The following is a 24,392-nucleotide window of genomic DNA, read 5'->3' on the forward strand; positions in this document are numbered from 1 at the left end:
GAGCGGCCGGGTGGCGAGCGAGGTAGGAGTCGCTCAGTCGCCCTCTTCGGTCTCCGGACCGTCGATGACCCCGATCCCGACCGCTTCATGGTCGGGCTCGGGGTCGTTGCGCGTCGGGGCCTTGGGCTCTTCCGACGGCTCCTTCTCAGTGCTCGGCTCTTCGAGTTCGTCGTTGCTCGGAACCTCGGAGGGGTCCGCGTCTTCAGGAGAGTCGGCCTCGGCCGGCTTCTCGGCGGTGCTGCCCGTGTCCTTGAACTCGCCGGCATCGCCCGACGACGGTGTCGGGGTCGGCGTCTGGGCCTCGGGGTCGAGGCCGGAGGTCGGGTCCTGCTCAGGAGTGCTGTTCGTCATGGTCGTCCCTTTCGCATCGGATGCATGACCAGGATCGATCTCCGATTCCGCGGCGAGAAGGGCCTTGACGGCGATGCCCCGACCCGTCATCTCGGCCACGACGTAGGCTGAGGAGGTGACAGCGTACGTCTCGGCCTTCGATCTCTTCTCCATCGGAGTGGGCCCCTCGAGTTCCCACACGGTCGGGCCGATGCGGGCGGCGCTCGAGTTCGCGCACCGGCTCCGCGCGACAGGAGCGCTCGATCGCGTCGCGCGCATCGGATGCACCCTCTACGGCTCGCTCGGTGCCACCGGAATCGGACACGGCACACCCGATGCGGTCGTCGCCGGGCTGCGCGGTCTGGCGCCGGAGACCTGCGATCCGGCTGACGTGCGGTCAGCGTGGACCGACCTTCGCGACGGGGCGACGCTGCGAATCGACGGGTCTCACGAGATCCCGTTCTCGAAGACCGACATCGTGTTCGAGCCGCGCACCCGTCTGCCCGGTCATCCGAACGCCATGACGCTCACCGCGTGGGACGCCGCTGCGGGTGTCGTCTCCGAGGAGACCTACTACTCCGTCGGCGGCGGGTTCATCCGGCGGGATGGAGAAGCCGCGAAGCTCGCTTCGGCGCCGCTGCCCTATTCGTATGCCGACGCCGCGTCTCTGCTCGCGCTGTGCGACGATCACGGGCTGTCCATCGCCGAGGTCGCGCGACTCAACGAGACCGCCGAGCGCCCGGAAGAAGAGGTCGCAGCCGGACTCGACGCGATCTGGGATGCCATGGCCGCGTGCGTCGAGAACGGACTGCACTCCGACGGTGTGCTCCCCGGCATGCTCAAGGTCAAGAGACGCGCGAGCATGATCCGCGCCCAGCTCGAGGAGGCAGAGGCCGACGGTCATCGCGAGCTGCCGGGGGAGTGGCTCGGCGCCTTCGCGCTCGCGGTGAATGAGGAGAACGCCGCGGGCGGTCGGGTCGTCACCGCTCCGACGAACGGTGCCGCCGGCATCCTCCCCGCCGTCGCGATGTACTGGTGGCGGTTCCTCGCAGACTCGGGCCTCGGCGCCGGCAATGCCGTGACGCCGTACGGAGAGCTGGTCGGCAGCGCGCTGCTCGGCTTCGACGGCACACGGGCGATCGACGCCGGCGGGGCCGATGACGATGAGGCTGTCGCCGATGCGAACCGTCGCCGCGGCATCAGGCGATTCCTGCTCACCGCCACGGCACTGGGCTCGCTGTTCAAGGCGAACGCCTCGATCTCGGGTGCCGAGGGAGGATGCCAGGCCGAGGTCGGCTCCGCCTGCGCGATGGCCGCCGGAGGGCTGACGGCCGTCATGGGCGGCACCAACCGGCAGATCGAGAACGCCGCCGAGATCGCGATGGAGCACCACCTCGGGCTCACATGCGACCCCATCGGCGGCCTCGTGCAGATCCCCTGCATCGAGCGCAACGCCATCGCGGCGTCGACCGCGGTCACGGCCGCCCGTCTCGCGCTGCGCGGCGACGGCAGCCACTACGTCTCGCTCGATGCGGTCGTCGAGACGATGCGCCAGACCGGCATCGACATGTCGACGAAGTACAAGGAGACCAGCGAGGGCGGCCTCGCTGTCAACGTGATCGAGTGCTGATCCGACCTCCCGACGGTCGCGTCGGTGGCTGCGGCTAGCCTCCTTCGGAGGAGGAACGCATGGAATCGATCTGGACCCCCGGCAGCCGTCGTCGACGAGAGCAGCCGGTCGTCGCCGTGCGAGCGAGCGACGACGCGCCGGAAGTCGGGCGGGTCTGGCCGATGAGCATCCCCGCGGTGGCCCAGGTGCTGGAGGAGGGGATCGACCTCTCGCCCGGGGTGACGTTCCTCGTCGGCGAGAACGGCAGCGGCAAGTCCACGATCGTCGAGGGGATCGCGATCGCATACGGACTCTCGCCCGAGGGGGGGTCGAAGTTCGCCAGACACAGCACGCGACCGACGGAATCACCGCTGTCGGAATGGCTGCAGCTGCAGCGAGGTGTCGGAGCGAACCGCTGGGGATTCTTCCTGCGGGCCGAGACGATGCATTCGTTCTACACGTACCTCGAAGAGAACCCCTCGCCGCGGGGAGACGTGCCGTTCCACGAGATGAGTCACGGTGAGTCGTTCCTCGCCCTCCTCGAGAGCCGATTCGACGAGCCGGGCTTCTACTGTCTCGACGAGCCTGAAGCAGCGCTGTCGTTCCAGTCGACGCTCACCCTCATCGCCGTGCTGCAGCGCATCGTCGGCGACGGCGGCCAGGTGCTGTGCGCCACGCATTCGCCGGTGCTCGCTGCGCTGCCGGGCGCCCGGATCCTCGAGGTGGGTGACTGGGGCATCCGTCCTGCCGAGTGGAACGACCTCGAGCTCGTGAACCACTGGCGCTCGTTCCTGCAGGACCCGCCGCGGTATCTGCGGCACCTGCTCGACTAGGGGTCGCGTCCCGGCACCCCGGTCGCGGGTCGTAGGCTGACGCCATGACCGAGCAGCGTGCGCCGAGGAAGCGCGGTCGTCCGAGGGGTGGCTCGGACTCGCGCGAGCGCATCATCGGTGCCGCCGTCGACGAGTTCGGCGAGCAGGGGTACGACGGGTCGACGGTGCGCTCGATCGCCAGCAGGGCCGGCGTGGATTCCGCGCTCGTGCACCACTACTTCGGCACCAAGGCCGATCTGTTCGCGGAGGCGGTCGGCATCCCGCTCCGACCTGACATCGATGTGCCCGGAATCGTCGCCGGTCCCCGAGGGGAAGTCGGCGAACGGCTCGTCCGCTATGTTCTCGAGGCGTTCGAGCAGCCCGACATCCGCCGACGCGGCGTGATGCTCATGCGCACCGCGATCGGCAGCCGCCTCACGACGCCGCTGCTGGCCGGTTTCCTCGCCCGCGAGCTCATCGGCAAGATCGCGAAGACGCTCGGCGTCGCGGATGCGGAGTTGCGGGCCGCCCTCGTCGCGTCGCAGATCGCGGGGCTGCTGCTCACGCGGTATGTGCTGAAGCTCGCACCGATGGCCTCCGCATCCGTCGACGACATCGTCGCGCGCGTCGGTCCCACCGTGCAGCGGTATCTCTTCGAGTAGTTCGGGGCCGACCCGACTCCACACCCACCACCACGGAACCCGTTGACCTCGCCCGTCGGCGAGCGCATAATTCATCACATGATGAATAACCCGGCGGTCGAGGTCGCAGGGCTGCACGTGCGCCGGGGGAAGACCGTCGTCTTCGACGGGACCGACCTGACGATCCCGCAGGGCGAGATCACCGGTCTGCTCGGGCCCTCCGGATGCGGCAAGACCACCCTGATGCGTGCGATCGTCGGCGTGCAGAAGGTCGCCGCAGGCACGGTGACGGTGCTCGGCGAACCGGCCGGATCGGCGCAGCTGCGCCATCGCGTGGCCTACGGCACTCAGGGCGCTGCCGTGTACGGCGACCTCACCGTGCGTCAGAACCTCTCGTACTTCGCGGCAGTGCTGAAGGCGCCGAAGGGCGATGTCGATCGGGTGATCGCGGAGGTCGGTCTCGGAGCGCAGGCGGGTCAGCTCGTCGAGTCGCTCAGCGGCGGCCAGACCACACGGATCTCGCTGGCCATGGCGCTGATCGGGTCTCCCGAGCTCATCGTCCTCGACGAGCCGACCGTCGGCCTCGACCCGGTGCTCCGCGTCGAGCTGTGGGATCTGTTCCGCGGGCTCGCGCGACGCGGAGTGACGATGATCGTCTCCAGCCACGTGATGGACGAGGCGCTGAGGTGCGACCGGCTCGTGCTGATGCGCAGCGGGCGGATCATCGACGACACGACCCCCAAGGACCTCCTCGCAGAGACCGGCACCGCCGACCCCGATGCGGCATTCCTCGCTCTGATCGAACGCGACAGTCGGATGCCGGACCGCCCGCCTCCCGGCACCACGAGGCGCGAGCGTCGGGAGGCGGCGGAATGAACGGCCGGCGGATCCTCGCCACAGCGGGCCGGGTGCTCGGTCAGCTGCGCCACGACCCGCGGTCGATCGCACTCATGCTCGTCGCGCCGAGCCTGCTGGTCGGTCTGTTCGCGTGGCTGTTCAGCGACCAGGACGGTGTGTTCGATCAGTTCGGCGGTGCGATCCTCGCGCTGTTCCCGTTCATCGTGATGTTCCTCATCACGTCGATCACGACCCTGCGCGAGCGCCGCTCCGGAACCCTCGAGCGTCTCATGACGACTCCGCTCGGCAAGGCGGACTTCATCCTCGGATACGCCCTGGCCTTCGGAGTCATGGCGCTGCTGCAGGCGGTCATCACCGTGTCGTTCGCGGTCGGTGTCTGCGGCCTCGATGTCGACGGCGAGCTGTGGCAGCTCGGACTCGTGGCCGTGGTCGACGCGCTGCTCGGAACAGCGCTCGGACTGCTCGCGAGCGCGTTCGCCCAGACCGAATTCCAGGCGGTGCAGTTCATGCCGCTGCTCGTCTTCCCGCAGATCATCCTCGGCGGGCTGTTCATGCCGCGGGATCAGATGCCCGATGTGCTGTACGCGATCTCCGACTGGCTGCCGCTGAGCTATGCGATCGACACGATCAACGCCGTGACCGCCGGGGACGAGGGGTGGGACGTCTACGCCCCGTTGCTCGTGGTCGTCGCCTTCGGCATCGGAGCCCTCGTGCTCGCGTCGCTGACCCTGCGGCGCCGCACGCCCTGACGCATCAGCGCCGGCCGCTGCTCAGCGCGCCGAGCGGTTCTTGGTGTGCTTCGTGGGCACGGCGGCCCAGGGATCCTCAGGCCACGGATGCCGCGGGTAGCGCCCCCGCATCTCGGCGCGCACCTGGCCATAGGGACCGGACCAGAACGAGGCGAGATCATCGGTGACCGCGAGGGGACGACCCGCGGGCGACAGCAGATGGAACAGCACAGGCACTCGCCCGTCGACCAGCCGAGGGGTCTCCGCCCAGCCGAAGCACTCCTGCAGCTTCACGGCCACGACAGGGCGCTCCGTGGCGTCGGCGGGGTCGGGGTAGTCGATGCGGATTCGCGAGCCGGTGGGCACCTCGAGGCGTTCCGGAGCCAGCTCGTCGAGTCGCGCGGCGTCGGGCCACGGCAGCAGGCGCCGCAGCGCGGACGTCAGAGAGATCCGCCCCGCAGGCGTGCCGCCGGCCAGCACGTCGAGCTCGGGAGCCAGCCATTCGTCGAGAGCGTCGAGCAGCCCGGCATCCGACACATCGGGCCAGGGGGCGCCCAGCTCTCGTCGCAGCAGCCCCAGTCGGCAGCGCAGCGCGGCGGCCGAGTCAGACCAGGTGAACATGTCGAGCCCCTCACGCCTGATCGCGCGGCGCACGGCGTCGCGCCCCTCCTGGGCTGATGCCCGGACAGGCGAAGACGAACGCAGGATCGCGCCGACGCGGCGCTCCCGCCGCGCCTGGACGCGGCCGGCCGTGAACTCCGCCTCGACGCGGTCGGTCATCAGGTGATTCGCGGCGCGCTCCATCTGCGCCTCGGTGAGCACGGCCGCCGATCGGATGATCGCGCCTGAGCCGGCAGTCGCCCGTGCCGAAGCGCGCGCGACGTCAGCCACCGCGAGCCACTCGACGGCGCCGAGCGGGCCGCGCACCCCGGCCCGGGTTCCGGATGCCAGCAGAAACGTCGCCCCTTCGGCGGTGCGCTCGACGCGATGGGCGATCCGCTCGGGGAACGCCAGGGCGATCACGAAGCCGACGCCGTCGAGGCCTGAGCGTGCGTCCGGTGTCGGACGGACCATGCGCTCGAGGCGATTCGCATCGTCGCGCCATCGTCGCGCGTCCGGTGTGCGTCCGCCTCGCAGGGTGATGAGTGCGTGAGCGACGTCCGCCTCGGCGATACGCAGGTCGCCGCCGAGCACCGCGACGACCTCGGCCGCGAGGCGGCTGCCGACCACGGGGCTCCCGTCGCGGAGCGCGCGGGCAAGGCGGGGGTCAGCAGGAACTCGTGCGAGGGCACGGCCTTCGGCGGTCGCGCGACCCTCGTGGTCGATCGCGCCGAGACTGCGAAGCACCGAGAGGGCATCAGCCAGGTTGTCTGCGGGCAGCGGATCGATCATGCGGAGACCTGCGCCACCCGGAGCGCCCCAGCAGGCGAGCAGCAGAGCGGCATCCGCGAGGTCGGTCACCGCGATCTCCGGAGCCGGGCGTGCGGGGGCTGCCGCATAGGAGCGCTCGTCGACGCAGCGGATGACGACGCCGGGGCCCTGGCGTGTGGCTCGGCCGGCGCGCTGCACGCACGATGAGCGTGACGCGGCGGTCGTGACCAGACCCGTCATGCCGCGGGTCGCGTCGCGCTGCGGATGCCGCGAGAGACAGCTGTCGACCACCAGACGCACACCGGGCACCGTGAGCGAGGACTCGGCCAGCGATGTCGTGACGATGATGCGCGGGCGGTCGTTCGGGGAGCGGCCGCGGATCACGGCGTCCTGTTCCGCCGCGGGGATCTGGCCGTGCAGCTCCCGCACGTCGAACGCATCGCTCGTGTCGCGGATGCGACGGGCGATCTCCGACACCTCGCGTGCGCCCGGTGCGAAGACCAGCACGTCGGCGTCGGGGTTCTCGCGTCGCAGATCGAGGGCCGCTGACGTGGTGGTGCGGGCGACGTGGTCGAGGAACCCTCTGGTGACTCCGCGCTCGTCGAGGCGCGGCGTCGCGCTCGGCGCCCAGCGCTCGGTGAGCGGGAAAGCGGGGACGTCGTGGTCGACGACCGGAGCCGGACGGTCATCCGCGCCGAGGACTGCGGCGATGCGCGCCGCGTCGAGTGTGGCCGACATCGCGACGACGACGAGGTCGTCCCGCGGCTCGCGGACCTCCGAGAGCAGGCCGATCAGCAGATCGGTCTCGAGTGCGCGCTCGTGCACCTCGTCGATGACGACGGCATCCACGCCGTCGAGGCCCGGGTCGTCGATCATGCGCCGCAGCAGCACTCCCGCGGTGACGAATTCGACCCGGGTCTGCGGTCCCGCCGAGCGCTCCCCGCGCACCGTGAAGCCGACGCGGGTGCCCAGCGGCGAGCCGTCGAGCTGCGCGAGGCGCCGCGCAGCTGCCCGGGCGGCGACGCGACGAGGCTGGGTGACGATCACTCGTCCGGTCGATCGCGATGCGAGGAGCGGCGGCACGAGGGTGGTCTTGCCCGTGCCGGGCGGTGCGCTCACGACCACCGACCCGCTTTCGTCCAGGGCAGTCGAGAGCTCGTCGAGAGCGGCCGCGAACGAGAGGCCCGCGCCGATGGCGGCGAGGTCGAAGGCGGCGGGCGTCATCACTCCAGTCTGCCCCGCCGGAGAACGGCGTTCACAATTCAGCATGAAGATGCTCGACCTGTCCCAGAAAGCGATCCCCGGCCCCCGACGCCCCGATTCATGCTGAACAGTGAACGGTGCTCTCCCCGAGACGACGGATGCCGCGACCGATCCGGCCGCGGCATCCGCTGTGTGCTGTGTGCTGTGTGCTGACTACTCCGCTGCCGGAGCCGGCGGTGCGGGCGGCGGCGGGGTGGTCGGGGTCGACGTGCGCGTCGCCGGAGCAGACGGCGCGGATGCCGCAGCCACCCCCTCGCCGATTCCGCGGCCGACGGCCTGACCCTGGATGATCGACGCGAGGTCGAGTCCGGTGGCCGAGCTGACGCTGTCGAACACCGACTTCAGCGCCTTCGCGCTGTCGGCGCCGACGAGGTTCGACGCGCCGTCCTCGCCCGAGCTGCCGATGATGGACACGTTGCCGATCGCGGCGTAGCCCTTCGAGAACTCCGCCATGATCGACGGCAGCACGTCGAGCACGCGCTGCGACAGGAACGCGTCCTGGTTCGACGCGATGGCCTTCGCCTCGGCCTCGACGGCGGCGGCTCGCGCCTCACCCTCGGCACGGATGGCGTCTGCCTCGGCGTTCGCACGCAGGCGGCGGGCCTCGGACTCGGCCTCGGCCTGCGCACGAAGGGCGTCTGCCTCACCGGTCGCACGCGCGATCGCGGCTGCGGCCTCACCGTCGGCCTTGGCCTTGTCGGCCTGTGCCTGCTGCTCGGCGATGCGGGTGCGGGCCTCGGCCTGCTTGACCTGCTCGATCGCGCCGGCCTCGGCTGCACGCTCACGCGTGTAGAGCTCGGCCTGTGCGCGGGTCTCGGCCTCGTATCGCTGAGCGTCGGCGACGCGCTTGACGTCGGCGTCGAGCTGAGCCTGACGGTTCTCGGCCTGCTGCTGCAGAACGGCCTGCTGAGCCTGCTCGCGGGCGAGGTTCTCGGCCTGCTCGGCCTCGGCGCGCGCACGGCCGATGCCGGCGTTGGCGTTGGCCGTGTTCGTGTCGAGGGCGGTCTGCTCGACCAGGTTGGCTTCCTGGTTGGCGATGTTCTTCTGGTTGATCGCACGGTCGGCGTTGGTCTGCGAGATCTCCGCCGACTGACGCTTCGCCTGGATCTCGGGAGCACCGAGCGACTGGATGTAGCCGACCTTGTCGGTGATGCCCTTGATCTGGAACGAGTCCAGGATCAGACCCTGCTCGGCGAGCTCCTGCGAGACGTCGGCGGCGATCTGGTCGGAGAACTTCTTGCGCTCGCGCATGAGCTCGACGACCGAGAGGGTCGCGACGATGCCACGGAGCGCACCTTCGAGCTGCTCGGTGGTGAACTGCTCGATGGCCTTGTCCTGCGAGGCGAAGCGCTCGGCGGCGCGGCGCACGAGGATGGGGTCGGAGCCGATCTTCACGATCGCGACGCCGTCGACGTTGAGCGTGACGCTGTCGAGCGACTGGGCCTCGGCGTTGAGCGAGACCTGACGCGAGCGCAGCGAGATGATCTCGTGGCGCTGCGTGATGGGGTTCACCAGCGACTTGCCGTTCACGATGACCGTGACGGGCGACTCCGACATCTCGTCTCTGGTCGAGCCGTCTGCGCCGATGACGGCGCGCGCCACCTTCTGTTTGCGTCCCGAGATGACGAGCGCCTCATCGGCGCGCGCCACCTTGATCCAGCTGCGTGCGAACAGCAGCAGGATGAGCAGGACGACGATAGCGATGGCTATGCCGATGCCGACGATGATGAGGATGCCTACGACTCCGGCGATCTCCATGGATGACCTCCCTGGTTCCCCCCGAGGGGGCGGTCTCGGATGCCGGCGCGGCCGCGCGGGCGTTCACGCTCCACCCTGCCAGAGATCGGCGGATGCCGTCGAAGGAGTCGACGACTCGGGATGCGCCTCGGGAGGAGAAATGCGCTTGGGGAGGACGTCTCAGCCCGAGATCTCCTCCCGTGAGGCAGATATCCTCCCGTGGGGCAGGCTTCTCCCGTGACGCAGATCTCCTCCCGTGGGGCAGGCTTCTCCCGTGACGCAGATATCCTCCCGTGCGGCAGGCTTCTACCGTCAGGCCGAGGCCCGCGCGCCGCTCAGTGGCTGCGGAGCTTCTCCGCCAGGTCGCGCAGCGTCCTCAGCTCGGCGTCGTCGAGTCGCGACATCCGCTCGGCGATCGAACGGCCATGCACCGTGGCGACGCTGCGGAACTCTCGGACACCGGCATCCGTGGCCCTGATCAGCGCGCCGCGCCCGTCATCGGGGTCGGGGCACTTCGCGACGAGTCCGCGGGCGACCATGCGGTCGACGAGACGAGAGACGCTCGGCTGGCTGATCAGCATGTTCGCGGTGACATCGCGCAGGCGAGCTGACATGCCGGGGGAGCGGGTCACGGTGAGCAGGACGTCGTACTCGGCCTGCCCGAGATCGGTGTGAGCGAAGTCGGTGTTCATCTCGGTGAACAGCTCGTGCTGTGCGCGGAACAGGCTCTCCCAGGCCTCGAGGGCGAGCTTGCGATCGGTCATGGAGAACAGCGTACTGGCAACAGTAAAGGGCCGGTCGGAGAGGCTCCCGACCGGCCCTTGTCCCTTGCACCAAGAGTGTCCTGCAATCACATGCGGTGTATGCCACAGCAAACATTCACCGTGCGATCACTCTATAACGGCGAGATAACGAATGCAACGGTTTGGTCACGGAATCTTCGGCATTCGTGCCCTTCGTCGACTTCGGGCTCGAGGACGCGCTCATCCACGCCGCGGTGTTCGTCCCGCTCGGTGTGCTCGTCCCCCTGCTCACCGCTCGGCCGCGCCGGTGGAAGGCAGTGGCGATCGTCCTCGCGACGCGCTCGAAGGCCGTCGCGGGATTCGTCGAGCGATTCCGGTGGCCGGCGCGCGAGCGTCCCCGCAGCCAGCCAGCCGGGATCCCGAAGCCGGGTCGCGGGCATGTCAACCAGGGCGAGGCCTGATGCGTCGCTGATGCAGGGGGAGGTCCGGAGCGGGACGACGGCCCTCGCGAGGCCTCCGCTGTTCCGTTCCCGGGATCCGGATCCGACCACGACTGTCCTTTCGGACAGGGCGATCCCGTGCGGCCGGCGGGGGTGCTCGAGAGCCGCGCTGGCGAGGCTGGAGACATGAACATCTCCACATCTCCGCCGCTCCAGGCGCGCGGACTGCACAAGTCCTTCCATGGACGCTCTCGCGTCGACGGAGTCGGTTTCACGATCGCGTCAGGGAGAGTCGTCGGCCTGCTCGGGCCCAACGGCGCCGGCAAGACCACCACGATCCGCCTGCTGCTCGGACTCATCGCCGCGGACCAGGGCGAGGCCCTGGTCTTCGGGCGCCCCTACCGCGACCTCGAGCGGCCGGCCACGATGGTCGGCGCCGTTCTCGACGCCGGCGGTCTGCACCCCGCCCGCACCGGACGTGAGCACCTGCGCATCGCCGCGGCCCGCGCCGACGTCGCCCCCCAGCGCGTCGATGGGGTCCTCGCCGAGGTGGGCATGACCGCCGACGCCGACCGCAGATCCGGCGGATACTCGCTCGGCATGAAGCAGCGCATCGCGGTCGCGGCAGCGCTGCTCGGAGAGCCGAAGCTGCTCGTGCTCGATGAGCCCTCCAACGGCCTCGACCCCGCCGGCATGCGCTGGCTGCGTGATCGCCTGCGGGCCTTCGCAGATGCCGGAGGGACGGTGCTGCTCTCCTCACACCTGCTCTCCGACGTGCAGGACATCGCCGACGACATCGTCGTGATCGCCGAGGGGCGGGTCGTCGCCGACGTGACGTTGGCGGATGCCGTCGCCACAGCGAGCGGAGACCTCGAGGGCTACTACCTCCAGGTCACCGGAATCGCGGGGGTGCGCTGATGTTCCGCGCAGAACTCCTCGGACTGACCACGACCACAGCGACGAAGGTCAGTGCGCTCGTCGCCGTGATCGGACTCATCCTGACGCAGCTGATGTTCGTGACCGTGCTCCCGGCGCTGGCTCGCGGCGACATCGGTCCCGGCGCAGAGGCGCTCGGTGCCGACCTCCCCGTGCTCGACCTGACATCTCCGGCGGCGCAGCTCGACGCGATCAATCCGCTCGGCGCGTCGATGGGAGGCGGGTCGATCGGCATCGCGCTCCTCGCCATCGTCCTGCTCGGCACCCTCGCCGGCACCAGTGACGACCGGTACGGCGGCATGGTCGGCGCAGCCCTCGCGTCGCCCCGTCGTGGTCGCATCGTCGCGGGCAAGGCCATGGCCGTCGCAGTCGTCGGTGTCGTCATCGGCGCCCTCATGGCGGTTGTCAGTCTCGCCGCCCTGCTCGTCGCGCTCGCGACGACCGCAACGCCTTTCACCGCGGGCGTCGGTGACGTCGTCGCCACCCTGGGGCGGGGCGTCGTCGCAGTCGCGGGCCTCGCACTGATCGGCCTCGCGGTCGGCATCCTCGTGCGGACGCAGCTCGCCGGCATCCTCACCATGCTCGCGGTGCTCTTCGCCGAACCGCTCGTCACCGCCATGACCTCGCTGATCGGCGGCGGCTCCGCGCCCGTCTGGACGCAGTTCCTGCCGGTCGCGCTCGCGCAGAACGTCATTCACGGCGGGTCGGCCGGGGTGCCTGTCGGAGTGGCGCTGGCGGCCCTCGCCGCCCTCTCCGCGGCGGCGCTCGCCGCGGCATCCGTCGCTCTGTCCCGGCGCGACCTCTGATGCCCGACGCATCCGACACGACTCACGGGAAAGGACACGACATGAACGACATCCCCACACCCCAGAACCATCCCGCCCCCAGACGCAGGATGCGGACGGTGATCGCGATCGCGGCCGCCGCCGTGCTCGTCGCGGGAGCGATCACAGCGGGCGCGCTCTTCCGGGCGTCCGATCGACCGGCCTCGTCCGCGGATGCGGAGGCGACCAGCGCGCTCGAGACGAGATTGCAGTCTCTCGTCGACGCCGGCTACCCGGCGGCCCTCGCATCGGTGACCTCGCCGGATGGTGAGGTCGAGAACGCGGTCGCCGGCGAGGCGACATCGAGACCGGCCAGGCGCCTCCACCCGACGCAGAAGTGCGGATCGCCAGCAACACCAAGATGTTCGTCGCGACGATCGTGCTTCAGCTGGTCGACGAGGGCCTCGTCGACCTGGACGCTCCGATCGACACGTATCTTCCCGGGCTGATCAGGGGAGCGGGGATCGACGGCGCCGGCATCACCGTGCACCAGCTGCTGCAGCAGACGAGCGGTCTGCCGGAATACGCCGACCGGATCGCGGCCGATGCCTTCGGCGCGCAGGAGAAGTACATCTCTCCGCGGGACATGCTCGACATCGCCCTCACTCGCCCTGCGAGCTTCGCGCCGGGGGAGAGATGGGAGTACAGCAACACGAACTACCTGGTGCTCGGGCTGCTCATCGAGGCGGTGACCGACCGCGCGATCGCCCAGCAGATCGATGAGCGCATCGTGACGCCGCTGGGACTCGAACACACGTACTTCCCCGCCCCCGGTGAGCTCCCGCTCCGCGGTGAGCACCCCACCGGTTACCACGCCGACGTTCCGGGGGAGCTGCGTGACATCTCCGCCATGGACACGTCATTCGCCTGGTCGGCCGGAGCCATGGTGTCCACTCCGGCAGAGCTCAATACCTTCATGCGCGCGCTGCTGAACGGCGAGCTGCTGAGCGGTGCCGGGCTCGAGACGATGAAGACCACCGTGCCGGCAGGCGATGAGCTCTGGCCCGAGGCGGAGTACGGACTCGGTCTGCAGCGGTACCCGCTCAGCTGCGGAGGATTCGCCTGGGGGCACGGAGGCGACATCCCCGGCACCCAGACGCGCAACGCCGTCGCACCTGACGGCACCGCTGTCACGATCGCAGTGACCGCGCTTCCCTGGGCGGTGGTCTCCCCGGATGACGACGAGGTGCTGCTCGAGCAGTATCGGATCGTCGTCGAGGCGCTCGATGAGACACTGTGCGATCGGTGATCACACCTCGATCGATCCCGGGTCCTGCCTCCCGACGGGGGTGGGGCCCGGCGTGGTTGACTGGGTCCATGTCCCCTGCGGAGCCGCCCTCCCGGCGCGCCGAACGCGTGCGCCGCGCGATCCCGCCGATTCTCGTGCTCGCTGCGGCGGTCGGCTACATCGGAGCCGACCTGTGGATCGACGAGCTCCCCGCAGCGGTGCCGGGCGATGTGTCGCCGTTCGCCCACGCCGCTCTGGTCGCCCTGCAGGCCGTCCTGCTCGTCTTCCGCCAGCGCGCACCCATCAGCGTCTTCGCCGGCGCCGTGCTCCTCGATGCCGTGATCCTGGCGACCTCGGCGGGGGAGCTGGGGGTCGGCTCGCTAGGCGTGATCCTCGCCGCCTATGCGATGGCTCGGCGCAGCCCGCGCAACCCGGCGCTGACGGCGCTCGCCCTCGGCGCGCTCATGACCACCGGCGTCGGCGCGAGTGCGCTGCTCCTGGGGTCACGCGAATCGGCGCTCGTCCTGATCCTCACCGTGATCGCGCGCATCGCCCTGCAGTACGCGGCACCGGCGGCCGTCGCCGAGTACGTGCACGGGCGCGAGCGTCTCGCGGATGCGCTGCAGGAGCAGGCGAGGATGGCCGAGCACGAGCGGCGCGAGCGCGCCGAGCGCGAGGTGCGTGCCGAGCGCGAGGCCCTCGCGCGGGAACTGCACGACATCGCCGGGCATCACCTCTCGGGGATCATCGTGAGCGCCCAGGCCGCCACCGCTCTCACCCGCAGCGATCTCGACCGGGCGCGGGAGATGATGCAGACGGTCCAGGACGATGCCCGCATCGCGCTCGCCGACCTCCGACGGACGGTCGGGCTCCTGCGCAGCGATGACGACGCACCTTCAGGTGCCCCGAGCCCGGTGCCGACCATCGCCGGCATCCCTGCGCTCGTGGATATCGCGCGGGAACGGGGCCAGCGCGTCGCACTCGCCGCCGTCGGGGATGCGCGTCCGGTGGGTGCGCTCGCCGAGACAACCGCGTACCGGATGGTGCAGGAGTCGCTGGCGAACGTCGCCAGACATGCGCCCGGCGCGGCGGGAGCCGTGACCGTGCGGTTCGGAGCCGATGCCGTGGAGATCACGGTCGCCAACGAGCCCTCCGCCGAAGTCCGGACGCGGGAGACCACCGACAGTTCGGGCGCCGGCTACGGACTATCCGGCATGGCGGAGCGGGCCGAACTCATCAAGGCGCACCTGTCAACAGGGCCCGACGACGACGGCGGATGGACCAATCGCCTGAGCATCCCCTACGACGGACGGAGCACCCCATGATCCGTGTTCTCATCGCCGACGACCAGGCCGTCGTGCGCGCCGGGCTCGCCGTCATCCTCGGAGCCGAGGCCGACATCGAGGTGATCGGCGAAGCGGTCGACGGCGCCGACGCCGTGAGTCTCGCCCGCAGCCTCCGCCCCGACGTCGTCTGCATGGACATCCGGATGCCGGGAACAGACGGCATCGCAGCCACACGCGAGATCGTCGGAGACGCAGCCCTGGCGACCGACGTGCTCATCCTCACCACCTTCGACGTCGACGCCGATGTCTTCGCCGCTCTCGAGGCCGGCGCCGCCGGGTTCCTCCTCAAGGGCGCCGACGAGCACACGCTGCTCGCCGCGGTCCGCTCGGTGGCCGCCGGCGACGGAACCCTCGACCAACGCCTGACCCGACGCATCCTGCACGAGTTCGCCGACCGCCGTCGAGCGAGCAGCGCGCAGGTTCCGGCCGAGGGGCCTCCGCTCACCGAGAGGGAACTGGATGTGCTCCGACTCCTCGCCGAGGGGCTGTCGAATGCCGAGATCGCCGACCGTCTCTTCGTGGAACTGACGACCGTCAAGTATCACCTCGCCGGCATCCTCCAGAAGACCGGAGCCCGCGACCGCCTGCAGGCCGTGCTCTGGGGGATCAGGGCCGGGGTCGTCGAGGCGGGATGACTGGGGCCGCACCGTGGCCCTCAGATGAACGTGCTCAGCGCGTGCCGGTCGCTGTCCTGTCGTCCCGCGTCTATCCGTTCTGCCCATCGTCCCGCGGCGCTGGCTCGATGAGCCTGAACAGCCCGGTCATGTCGCCGGGGCCGAAACCGCGAGAGGTGTAGAGGTCGGTGCCCGCGGCGGTCGAGAACAGTCCGACGAAGGCCGTTGCCGGGGAGACCATGGCGATTCGCTCCGTCAGGCGGTCCAGCATGCGCGCCCCCAGGCCGGTCCCCTGAAAGGCCGGGAGGACGGCCAGATCCTGCACGTAGAAGTACTTCACGCCGTCTCCGACGACGCGCCCCATGCCTACAGCCGCGTCTCCGGCATACGCGACCACGCCGAACGTCGAGCCGGCCAGGGAATCCGCGATCGTCGCCCAGTCGAAGGCGTCGTGCCAGCCCACCGATTCAGCGATCGATCGATGCTCGGCAGCCGTCGCCACCCGGTCGAGGATTGTTGTCGCTTCAGCCATCTCTGTCCGTTCGCGTGTCGGGGCGTGACGATGTCGCACTCGGATCGACGTGATCGAGCATCGCCGAGCATTCTGCCACGGCCAGCGCTGCACGACCTCAGCGAGCTCGAGCGTCTGCTCGGAAAGCTCACGGCCGACCCCGGCATACGCTGAGTCGCACGCTGCCCGAGGCATCCCGAGGAACAGCCCCCCCGCTACAGCAGTCGACGCTGCGAGGCCCACACCGTGAGTTCGTGGCGCGACGACAGCTGCAGCTTCCTCAGCACCGATGAGACGTGCGTCTCGACCGTCTTGATCGAGATGAACAGCTCTGCGGCCACCTCCTTGTAGGCGTATCCGCGGGCTATCAGCCGCATCACCTCCTGCTCGCGTGCCGACAGTCGATCGAGTTCGTCGGTCGTCGTGGCGATCTCGCCGGCGACCGCGCCGAACGCGTCGAGCACGAACCCGGCGAGCCGCGGCGAGAACACCGCATCCCCGTCGGCGACGGCGTGCACGGCGCGGCTGACCTCCCCGCCGGATGAGCCCTTGGTGATGTAGCCGCGCGCACCGGTGCGGATCACCCGCACGACGTCGGCTGCGGCATCCGACACGCTCAGCGCCAGGAACCGGGCCGTCGTCGGCAGCGAGCCGCGGATCACCGACTCGCCGCCGGTGGAGTCGTCGCCGCTGCCCCCCGGAAGGTGCACGTCGAGCAGCACCACATCGGGCACGGTCTCGCGGATCATCGCGATGGCGGACGGCACGTCGGCTGCCTCCCCGACCACCTCGACGCTCGCATCGAGATCGGCGCGGAGCCCCGAGCGGAAGATCGAATGGTCGTCGACGATCACGATCCGGATGCTGTCAGCCACGAGCGTCCTCGCCTTCATCCGTGTTCGCCGGCGCGTTCGGCGCCTGCGCGTTCGCCGCGCCCCGCGGCACGGTCGACAGTCGCAGGTGCACCTCGGTGCCGCTCTCATCGCTGCGCACGGTGCCCGAGCCCCCGGCTCGACGCATCCGACCGATGATCGACTCCCGCACGCCCAGGCGGTCGCCCGGCACGTCGTCCAGTCGGAAGCCCGGACCCCGATCACGCACGAAGACGTCGACGTCGGTCGCGTTGCCCTCGATGTAGACAGACACCTCGCCCGTCGCGTGCCGTGCGGCATTCAGCATCGCCTCTCGCGCCGCCGCGGCGAGTTCCCCGCTCGCACGCTCGGTGGAGAGGCCCGCCGAGACCACCTCGATCCGCACCGGGTAGTCGAGCTCCAGGCCCCCGGCATAGTCGCGCAGGTCGGTCGCCAGATCGCTGTCGACCGGGGCATCGCCGTCGTACAGCCAGGCTCGCAGCTCACGCTCCTGCGCCCGTGCGAGTCGAGCCGCCTCGCTCGATGCGCCCGCCCTGTTCTGGATCAGCGCGAGGGTCTGCAGCACGGAGTCGTGCAGGTGCGCGGCCATCTCACTGCGCTGCTCCTCACGGATGCGCCGCACGCGTTCGCCCGCCAGGTCGCGCCACCGCGGAATCAGGGTCGACAGCAGCACGGCGAGGATGCCGGCGAGCGGGACGAGCACGAGTGCGACACCGGTGCTGCCGACAGGCCGGGTCAGGAGCAGGCCGAACAGCATCGCGAGGAGCGTGATCGAGAGGATCCTGACCAGCATCGTGTGTCGAGGTCCGCGGGCGGTGTCGGTGCGATCGATCAGGGTCGCCCACAGCCCGGCCCCGGTCGCCGCCCCCACGGTGCCGAACACGACCACGGCCGCCGCATCAGGCGGAATCGTTCCCGAGAGCCAGTCGCTGCCGCCGCGCCAGAAGAGCACGATGAGCATGCCGACGCTCGCAGGGGCGAGCAGCATCCAGGCCACGGGCACCCGTCGCGACGGGGTGCCGTCGCCGTCGGCCCAGGGCGTGAACGCCCAGCACCATGCGTAGAGCAGGATGCCGGCCCCGCCGCACATCGTGAGAGCGATGAAGAGCGCACGGACCATCCACACCCGCACGCCCAGGTGACGGGCGAGACCCGCGCTGACGCCTGCGACCAGGCAGTCTCTGTCGCGTGTCAGGGCCTGACGCGGCTCGGGCTGGAGGTCTCCTCCCGCTCGCGACGACACGGCGGAGCGAGAGGGTCGCGCAGACGCGGTCGCGGAAGAGGACATGTCGACATCCAATCATCCGGCGCGCGGATCCGTGACCTCCCCTGGAGAGAATCAGGGGTCGCTCAGGGGTTCACCCCATGGCAGGGATCCGACCGGGGGAGACAGGATTGACACATGACGATTCCGACCGCGCCACCGCCTCCCGCCGACCAGGCCAGCCCGCCGAGGACGGCCGTTCCGCACGGCGCCGAGCGATTCCTCCTGTGGGTCGCCGGTCTCGGAGTGGTCCGCTCCGACGGATGGCTCGGTGGGGTCGCCGCCGGCATCGCCGCCCGGTTGCGGATCGACCCGCTGATCGTGCGCGGCGTCCTCGTGGTCGCAGCGCTCTTCGGCCTGCCGGTGATCTTCCTCTACGCCCTCGCCTGGGCGCTGCTGCCGGATCTCGACGGCCGGGTCCACGTCCGCGACCTGCTGCGGCGGGACTACCAGCCCGTCCAGCTCGGTCTTCTGGGCATGGCCGTCGTCGGGCTGATCCCGACGGCTCCGCTCACCGGACGCCTGTTCGGGTTCGGATACGAGAGCTGGTCGGCGCTGGCGGTCTTCAGCTGGATCGTCGGGCTGGTCATCGTTGGAGGCCTGCTCTTCCTGATCGTGCGTGCTGCAAGCCGCACCCCGGGTGCTTCCGCGCCTGATCTGCCGGTGGCTTCCGCAGATCCGGCGGCCCCGGAGGCATCCGTCCCCCTCGGCGGTTCGGGTACCGCCGAGGGGGCGGATGCCACATCCGCCGCCTCGTCCGAGGTGTACGCCGCACCGGCCGCGTTCATCGACGACGCACCGCCCGCACCACCCGCGCCGCTTCCCTCCGGGGTGCAGGACCCGGCCGAGGTCGCCGCGTGGCGGATCCAGCACCGGGCGTGGAAGGAGCAGGACCAGGCGTGGCGCCGGCGGCAGCAGGATGCCGAACGCATGGCGCGCGATCAGGTCAGACGCGAGCGTCAGGCGGAGGCCGCCGTGTTCGCCGCCGAGGCCGCGGAGCGCCGCCGCATTCGTCGCGCCTCCCGCCCACGCGCGGGTCTCGCGATCGTCGCCTCGGTCATCGGCCTCGCCATCGTCGTCGGCGCTCTGGTCGGGCTCGGCACCGGCGACGCCGCAGTCGGCGGTGCCCTCGGCCTGCTGTCGGCCGCACTGGTGCTCGCGATCGGGATGATCGTCGCCGGTGCCCTCCGACGGCGCAGCGGCTTCCTCGCCTTCGCGACCGTGCTGACGCTCGTCGCCGGATTGGTGGCCGGCGGGTCCTCCGCCTTCCAGGGCGTGAGCATCGGCTGGGCATCGATCTCGAACAATGAGGCCGCGCACGTGCGCCAGCCGTTCGGTGACCTCTCCATCTCGCTCAACCGGCATGACGACGCTCCGCGGCCGATCGTCGTGGAGAAGGGTGCCGGCAGCACCTGGATCTCCGTCGACCCCGGTGTGCAGCTGCAGCTGCGGGCGACCGTCGGAACCGCCGACGTGAGCTGGACGCGGGTCGAGGCAGGCACCGGCGCGATCATCGACAGCGGCACATGGACGGCGACGGAACGCGACGGCGAATCGGTCGTGGCCGAGACGATCTCGGCCGAGAACGCACCGACGACGACCGTGCAGCGTGTGACCATCGCGCAGACCAGCGGCGAGATAGACATCACCCTCATCGAGGCTGAGGAAGAGGACGAGCGATGAGCACTCAGACGACCACCGAGGCGGGCGCAGCAGGGGCGACCGCTGCATCCGCACCCCACGCCGAAGCGGTCACCCCGCCTCGCACCCGCTGGGCGGCCATCGTCTGGGGCGTCCTGTTCGCCGCCGTGGCGGCGACCTCGCTCTGGCTCATCGCCGACGATGACCGCCGCTCGGGCGTCGCCGACTGGGCGCTCACCCTCACACCCGTCACGATCAGCACTCTCATGATCCTGACCATCGGTGTGCTCCTGCTCGTCACCGGCGCGACGGCGTTGCTCCGCACGGTGCAACGCCGGACGGTGCAGCGCCGAACGAGCGCCAGCATCTCGCCGCATTCCGTCGACGATCTTCCCATCGAGTAGCTCGAGGGGCGTGGTTCACGAGGCACCCGGCTCATGCGGCTTCGGCCAGAGAACCGGGTGCCTGCGTCGTTCCCTCCGCCTCGAGACGGGCGAGGTGGGCAGCCTCGGTGAACGTCTCAGCGCTCGGCCGTGCTCGCCTCCAGAACCTTCGCCTGCCCGACCGACCAGACGAACTCGGGCGTCCGGCCGTTCACGGCGTGGTCGCCGAGCTGTCGGGCCTTGAAGATCCACGGGTTGTGCGATGACACGGTGCGAGCGTTCCGCCAGTGGCGGTCGAGAGCGGTGCCCGACCTCACGGCAGATGCGCCGAGCGTGTCGAACAGCCGAGAGGCGGCGCGGGGCACCAGGTCGGTGAGCACGATCTGCGCCTGCGCCGAGCGGAGTTCGGCCGCGATCACGGCATCCTCCGTCTCCGGTGTGCCCAGCACGTCTGCTGCGTGCTGGACCGCTCGAGCGACGTCGAGCACGAGCGCCCTGGCCGTCGCACTCGTCGCCGTCAGCTCGCCGACGATCTGCAGGATCTGAGGGTCGTCGGCCACTCGCTCGGCGCTGCCGTGGCTGTAGGTGCGAGTGCGTGCCCGCACCTGAGCGACGGTGTCGCGCTCGATCGCGGCGGCGATCCCGGCCAGCACCGACAGCAGCGTCAGCTGATAGACCGCCGTCTGGAACGGGAACCGCGACGTGAACGGCTCGACGTCGTCTTCATCGACCGAGGCGTCCGTGAACACGGCAGTGCCGGTGCCCGTCAGCGGCTGTCCGAAGCCGTCCCAGTCGTCGGAGATCTCCACTCCGTCCTGATGCCTGCGGATGAGGGCGGTCACGGTCGTGCCGTCGAGGTCGACGGTCGCGTCGATCCACTCCGCGAAGATGCTGCCCGTCGTGTAGAACTTGCGTCCGTCGACGCGCCAGCTTCCATCGGGACGTCGGGTCACGCGCGTCGCATTCGTCCCCACGGCGGCGGCACCGTTCTCCGACCACGCGTTGCCGACCAGCTCTCCGTCGGCGATGCGCTCGAGCCAGCGGGAGCGCCGCTCACTCGGCGTCGCAGCCAGGATGTGCTCGACGTAAGCGATGTGGCCACGGAAGATCTGCGGGAGGTTCGAGTCGGCCGCGGCGAGCTCGATCAGCACCTCGGCGAAGGATTCCCAGTCCAGCCCGAAACCGCCGTGCTCGATCGGCAGCCGGAGCCGACCGAAGCCCGCTGCGCGAAGGGCGGTGACCTGGGCGAACGGCAGCTCGTGATCCTTCTCCCGTGCGACCGTGCCCGCCGCGATCTCTGCGAAGACCGGGCGCAGGCGCTCCCGCACGGCATCGAGCCGCCGCGTCTGCTCGCCCATCAGGTGTACAGCGAGATCGGCTGGAGCTCGCCGTTCAGCGTCCAGGCGCCGACCTCGAGCTTCTTGTAATCGATCGGATCGTGCAGCGAGTGCGTGCGGATGTTCCTCCAGAACAGGTCCAGCCCGACATCCGCACGCGCGGAACTCGAGCCGGTGATCTCGAAGATCCTGTTCGCGACCTCGATGCCGACCTCGGTCGAGACGACCTTGACCTTGGCGATCTCGATGGCCAGTTCCCCTCGGCGCGCCGCCGTGACTCCGTCTCCCTCATCCACGACCTCGTCGAAGAGACGCCCGGCGCGGTCCGCCAGCGCCTCGACCGCCGCGATCCGCGAGGAAAACTCGCCCACGACGCGCTGCACGAACGGGTCGTCGCGGTACGAGTCGGCCTGGCTGAGGAACCAGGCGCGCGGGCGCGCACGGACGATGTCGAGTCCCCGGGCGAGTGCTCCCTCGGCGACACCGAGGTAGAGGTTGCCGAAGGCGAGCTGGATGCCTGGCGTGATCAGCGTCGAGAAAGGCTCGTCCCCGAGTTCGCCGAGCACGTCGTCGGCAGAGACGCGCACGTCTTCGAAGCGGACGGACCCGCTCGCCGACAGCCGCTGTCCCAGTGCATCCCAGTCGCCGAGATATCGGATGCCGTCGCGGTCGTGGTCCAGCACGACGAACAGCACCTGACCGTCGCGCTCGCCGCCGCGCACGAGTGCGGCCGCCAGCACGACGTCACCGGCCGAGGCGCCCGTCGAGAAGCGCTTGAGACCGTTGAGTCGATACCCCTCGCCGTCGACGGTCAGTTCGAGGTCGGGGTCGGTCGGGTTCACGGAGTCGCCCCACACCCATCGGCCCTCTGTGGTCTTGCGGTGCCATCTCTCCTGCACCGACGGGTCGGCTGCGAAGCCGATGTTGCCCGAGTTGATGTAGTGGTACGCGAGAACCTGGGCGACCGACGCATCGGCGCGCGACAGGACGCGGATGACGAGGAAGGCCGTCTCCCAGTGCGCGCCGCCACCCCCGAACTCGGCCGGCTGCAGAAGCGTCACCAGCCCCGCCTCGCGGAGCAGGTCGAGCTCGATCGTCGGGTCCTGATTCGCTCGGTCGCGCTGCAGCGCATCGCTCTCGAGCTCGGCGGCGACGCGCTCGGCGATGCCGCGCCAGTGCGCGCGCTCTTCGGCATCCGCCGTTCCCGTCCATCGGCTGCGGTGGGTGGTCTCTGCGATGACGCTCATCGGGCGCCCTCCTTCTCGGTGAGTTCTGTCAGGTCGTCGAGTTCCGCCGGAGCGGAAGCGGGCGCTGCATCCACCAGCGGCCCGCCGAGCGTGCCGTCGAGAGCCGACGCGCCGCCCTCGTAGGCGCCGCGGTAGGCGTGCGCGGGATGCCACTCGGGCACCACGGGGGAGCCGTCGCCGCTGAGTCGTCCACGCAGCGTGCCCTCGGGGTAGTCGTCCCAGGTGCGCCCGCGGCGGCGGAGCTCGGGCACGAGGTGGTCCACGATGTCCTCGAACGACCCGGGTGTCACGACGTAGGCGATGTTGAAGCCGTCGACACCGCCGACCTCGACCCATCGTTCGAGCTCGTCCGCCACGGTCTGCGGGCTGCCCACGATGACGGGACCGATGCCGCCGATCCCGACGTAGTGGGCGATGTCGCGAGGCGTCCACTTGCGCTCCGGATCGGCCTTGGTGAAGACCGAGAGGGCGGATCGCCCGGCATCCGTGTCGACGTATTCGAGGGGGACGTCGGGGTCGTACTGCGACAGGTCGAGTCCCGTCCATCCGGCATAGAGTGCCAGCGCGCCCTCGACCGAGACATAGCGGCGATAGTCATCGAGCTTCGCCTGAGCCTCCTCGTCCGTCGCCGCGACGACGACCGTGACCAGGGTCAGGATCTTGACCGAATCCCGCGGGCGCCCGAGAGCTTCGGCGCGATCGCGGATGTCGTCGGTGACCGGACGCGTCGCCTCCGGACGCAGCCCGTTGATGAAGATCGCCTCGCCGTGCTTCGCGGCGAACTGGCGTCCGCGAGGGGAGGCGCCCGCCTGGAACATCACCGGCGTGCGCTGCGGGCTGGGTTCGGCGAGATGGATGCCGGGCACCCGGTAATGCCGCCCCTCGTGGCCGATCGGGTGCACGCGCGACGCATCCGCGAAGACGCCGGCCTCCCGATCGCGCAGCACGGCGGTGTCCTCCCACGAGCCTTCCCACAGCTTGTACGTCACGTCGAGGAACTCCTCGGCGATCTCGTACCGGTCGTCGTGCGCGATCTGCGTGTCGAGCCCGAGGTTTCGGGCGGCGGAGTCGAGGTAGCTCGTCACGACGTTCCATCCCACGCGGCCGCGCGTGAAGTGGTCGAGAGTCGAGAACCGGCGCGCCAGCGCGTACGGCTGCTCGTAGGTCGTGGCGACGGTCACACCGAATCCGAGATGCTCTGTCGCGTGTGCCATGGCGGAGATCTGCACGACGGGGTCGCCGAGGGGAACCTGCGTCGCATCACCGAGCGCCGTGGCGGCCGAGTCGCGATAGACGTCGTACGTCCCGAGCACGTCAGCGATGAAGATCGCATCGAACCTGCCCCGCTCGAGGGTCTTCGCGAGATCCACCCAATAGTCGAGATCGTGGTACCGATCGGCCTGGTTCTCAGGGTGCCGCCAGAGTCCTGGAGCCTGGTGAGTCACGCAGGTCATGTCGAAGGCGTTCAGGATGATGCGGCGAGACATGGTGCTCCTCAGGAGATCGGGGACGTCGCGACCATAGCCACTCGAGCAGTGCGGCGACCCGCCGGATGACTCTTCGCGTCGCTCCACGACGAACTGTTACGTCCGTGATGCGGCGGTCGTCCCTCGGCTCCTAGCGTGAGCGCCGATCTGCTTCCCCGACCCGACGCCTT

General features: G+C 70.1%; 23 protein-coding genes. 13 read left to right on the forward strand and 10 right to left on the reverse strand.

Features of this window, described 5'->3' with window-relative positions:
• Positions 1–33: 33 nt before the first annotated feature.
• A complete protein-coding gene (locus tag OPU70_RS12465) occupies positions 34–504 on the reverse strand; it encodes a prolipoprotein diacylglyceryl transferase (RefSeq protein ID WP_228385652.1) in 471 nt (156 codons plus the stop codon).
• On the opposite strand from OPU70_RS12465, the gene OPU70_RS12470 reads away from it, so the two are divergent.
• From OPU70_RS12470 to OPU70_RS12490, 5 genes are all read left to right on the forward strand, one after another.
• Positions 467–1,960: an L-serine ammonia-lyase, iron-sulfur-dependent, subunit alpha gene (locus OPU70_RS12470; protein WP_455904297.1), complete on the forward strand. Its 1,494-nt coding sequence runs from the start codon at positions 467–469 to the stop codon at positions 1,958–1,960. The genes OPU70_RS12465 and OPU70_RS12470 overlap by 38 nt on opposite strands.
• Positions 1,961–2,019: 59 nt before the next feature.
• A complete protein-coding gene (locus OPU70_RS12475; RefSeq protein WP_498557934.1) occupies positions 2,020–2,772 on the forward strand; it encodes an AAA family ATPase in 753 nt (250 codons plus the stop codon).
• A gap of 44 nt (positions 2,773–2,816) precedes the next feature.
• The gene (locus OPU70_RS12480; protein ID WP_079112267.1) at positions 2,817–3,413 is read left to right on the forward strand and encodes a TetR/AcrR family transcriptional regulator; all 597 of its coding nucleotides are present in this window, start codon (positions 2,817–2,819) and stop codon (positions 3,411–3,413) included.
• Positions 3,414–3,494: 81 nt separating this feature from the next.
• Positions 3,495–4,268, forward strand: a complete 774-nt coding sequence (locus OPU70_RS12485; protein WP_498557962.1) for an ABC transporter ATP-binding protein — start codon at positions 3,495–3,497, stop codon at positions 4,266–4,268.
• Complete coding sequence (locus tag OPU70_RS12490; protein ID WP_056375633.1) at positions 4,265–4,999, forward strand: ABC transporter permease; 735 nt, start codon at positions 4,265–4,267, stop codon at positions 4,997–4,999. The genes OPU70_RS12485 and OPU70_RS12490 overlap by 4 nt, the downstream gene beginning before the upstream one ends.
• A gap of 21 nt (positions 5,000–5,020) precedes the next feature.
• On the opposite strand, the gene hrpB is transcribed toward OPU70_RS12490, so the two are convergent.
• The 3 genes from hrpB to OPU70_RS12505 all read right to left on the reverse strand — a co-directional run bounded on the left by hrpB (position 5,021) and on the right by OPU70_RS12505 (position 10,113).
• Complete coding sequence (gene hrpB / locus OPU70_RS12495; protein WP_498557935.1) at positions 5,021–7,573, reverse strand: ATP-dependent helicase HrpB; 2,553 nt, start codon at positions 7,571–7,573, stop codon at positions 5,021–5,023.
• Positions 7,574–7,765: 192 nt separating this feature from the next.
• On the reverse strand, positions 7,766–9,370 hold the full coding sequence (locus OPU70_RS12500) for an SPFH domain-containing protein (protein ID WP_042537139.1): 1,605 nt from the start codon (positions 9,368–9,370) through the stop codon (positions 7,766–7,768).
• A 314-nt stretch (positions 9,371–9,684) separates the two neighbouring features.
• Positions 9,685–10,113 (reverse strand): MarR family winged helix-turn-helix transcriptional regulator, encoded by a 429-nt coding sequence (locus tag OPU70_RS12505; protein ID WP_498557936.1) that lies wholly within the window; start codon positions 10,111–10,113, stop codon positions 9,685–9,687.
• A gap of 185 nt (positions 10,114–10,298) precedes the next feature.
• Here OPU70_RS12505 and OPU70_RS12510 point away from each other — a divergent pair, with 185 nt between their 5' ends.
• From OPU70_RS12510 to OPU70_RS12535, 6 genes are all read left to right on the forward strand, one after another.
• Positions 10,299–10,553, forward strand: coding sequence for a hypothetical protein (locus tag OPU70_RS12510; RefSeq protein ID WP_498557937.1), 255 nt, complete (start codon positions 10,299–10,301; stop codon positions 10,551–10,553).
• Between the two features lie 165 nt (positions 10,554–10,718).
• Positions 10,719–11,450 (forward strand): ABC transporter ATP-binding protein, encoded by a 732-nt coding sequence (locus tag OPU70_RS12515; protein ID WP_079112272.1) that lies wholly within the window; start codon positions 10,719–10,721, stop codon positions 11,448–11,450.
• Complete coding sequence (locus OPU70_RS12520; protein ID WP_042537147.1) at positions 11,450–12,274, forward strand: hypothetical protein; 825 nt, start codon at positions 11,450–11,452, stop codon at positions 12,272–12,274. The genes OPU70_RS12515 and OPU70_RS12520 overlap by 1 nt, the downstream gene beginning before the upstream one ends.
• A gap of 355 nt (positions 12,275–12,629) precedes the next feature.
• Positions 12,630–13,541: a serine hydrolase domain-containing protein gene (locus OPU70_RS12525; RefSeq protein ID WP_498557938.1), complete on the forward strand. Its 912-nt coding sequence runs from the start codon at positions 12,630–12,632 to the stop codon at positions 13,539–13,541.
• Between the two features lie 68 nt (positions 13,542–13,609).
• Entirely contained in the window at positions 13,610–14,845 is a 1,236-nt protein-coding gene (locus OPU70_RS12530; protein ID WP_498557939.1) for a sensor histidine kinase, read from the forward strand.
• The gene (locus OPU70_RS12535) at positions 14,842–15,501 is read left to right on the forward strand and encodes a response regulator (protein WP_042537151.1); all 660 of its coding nucleotides are present in this window, start codon (positions 14,842–14,844) and stop codon (positions 15,499–15,501) included. Before OPU70_RS12530 ends, OPU70_RS12535 begins: the two co-directional genes overlap by 4 nt.
• Positions 15,502–15,571: 70 nt before the next feature.
• Here the strand turns inward: OPU70_RS12535 and OPU70_RS12540 are convergent, their stop codons facing one another.
• From OPU70_RS12540 to OPU70_RS12550, 3 genes are all read right to left on the reverse strand, one after another.
• A complete protein-coding gene (locus OPU70_RS12540) occupies positions 15,572–16,012 on the reverse strand; it encodes a GNAT family N-acetyltransferase (RefSeq protein WP_042537206.1) in 441 nt (146 codons plus the stop codon).
• 194 nt (positions 16,013–16,206) lie between these two features.
• Positions 16,207–16,884 carry a LuxR C-terminal-related transcriptional regulator gene (locus OPU70_RS12545; RefSeq protein ID WP_498557940.1) on the reverse strand — a complete coding sequence of 226 codons (678 nt, stop codon included), beginning with the start codon at positions 16,882–16,884 and terminating at the stop codon, positions 16,207–16,209.
• Positions 16,859–18,151 carry an ATP-binding protein gene (locus tag OPU70_RS12550; protein WP_498557941.1) on the reverse strand — a complete coding sequence of 431 codons (1,293 nt, stop codon included), beginning with the start codon at positions 18,149–18,151 and terminating at the stop codon, positions 16,859–16,861. Before OPU70_RS12550 ends, OPU70_RS12545 begins: the two co-directional genes overlap by 26 nt.
• A 114-nt stretch (positions 18,152–18,265) precedes the next feature.
• Between OPU70_RS12550 and OPU70_RS12555 the strand changes: the two genes are divergently transcribed.
• The gene (locus OPU70_RS12555) at positions 18,266–19,810 is read left to right on the forward strand and encodes a PspC domain-containing protein (RefSeq protein WP_475123464.1); all 1,545 of its coding nucleotides are present in this window, start codon (positions 18,266–18,268) and stop codon (positions 19,808–19,810) included.
• Entirely contained in the window at positions 19,807–20,172 is a 366-nt protein-coding gene (locus OPU70_RS12560; protein ID WP_475123465.1) for a hypothetical protein, read from the forward strand. The genes OPU70_RS12555 and OPU70_RS12560 overlap by 4 nt, the downstream gene beginning before the upstream one ends.
• Before the next feature lie 116 nt (positions 20,173–20,288).
• On the opposite strand, the gene OPU70_RS12565 is transcribed toward OPU70_RS12560, so the two are convergent.
• From OPU70_RS12565 to OPU70_RS12575, 3 genes are read right to left on the reverse strand one after another with little or no spacing between them, the layout of a single operon-like run.
• A complete protein-coding gene (locus OPU70_RS12565) occupies positions 20,289–21,509 on the reverse strand; it encodes an acyl-CoA dehydrogenase family protein (protein WP_498557942.1) in 1,221 nt (406 codons plus the stop codon).
• A complete protein-coding gene (locus tag OPU70_RS12570) occupies positions 21,509–22,735 on the reverse strand; it encodes an acyl-CoA dehydrogenase family protein (RefSeq protein WP_455904310.1) in 1,227 nt (408 codons plus the stop codon). Before OPU70_RS12570 ends, OPU70_RS12565 begins: the two co-directional genes overlap by 1 nt.
• A complete protein-coding gene (locus OPU70_RS12575; protein ID WP_498557943.1) occupies positions 22,732–24,222 on the reverse strand; it encodes an LLM class flavin-dependent oxidoreductase in 1,491 nt (496 codons plus the stop codon). The genes OPU70_RS12570 and OPU70_RS12575 overlap by 4 nt, the downstream gene beginning before the upstream one ends.
• Positions 24,223–24,392: the final 170 nt, after the last annotated feature.

The organism is Microbacterium sp. SWDP-B6, from assembly GCF_059803615.1.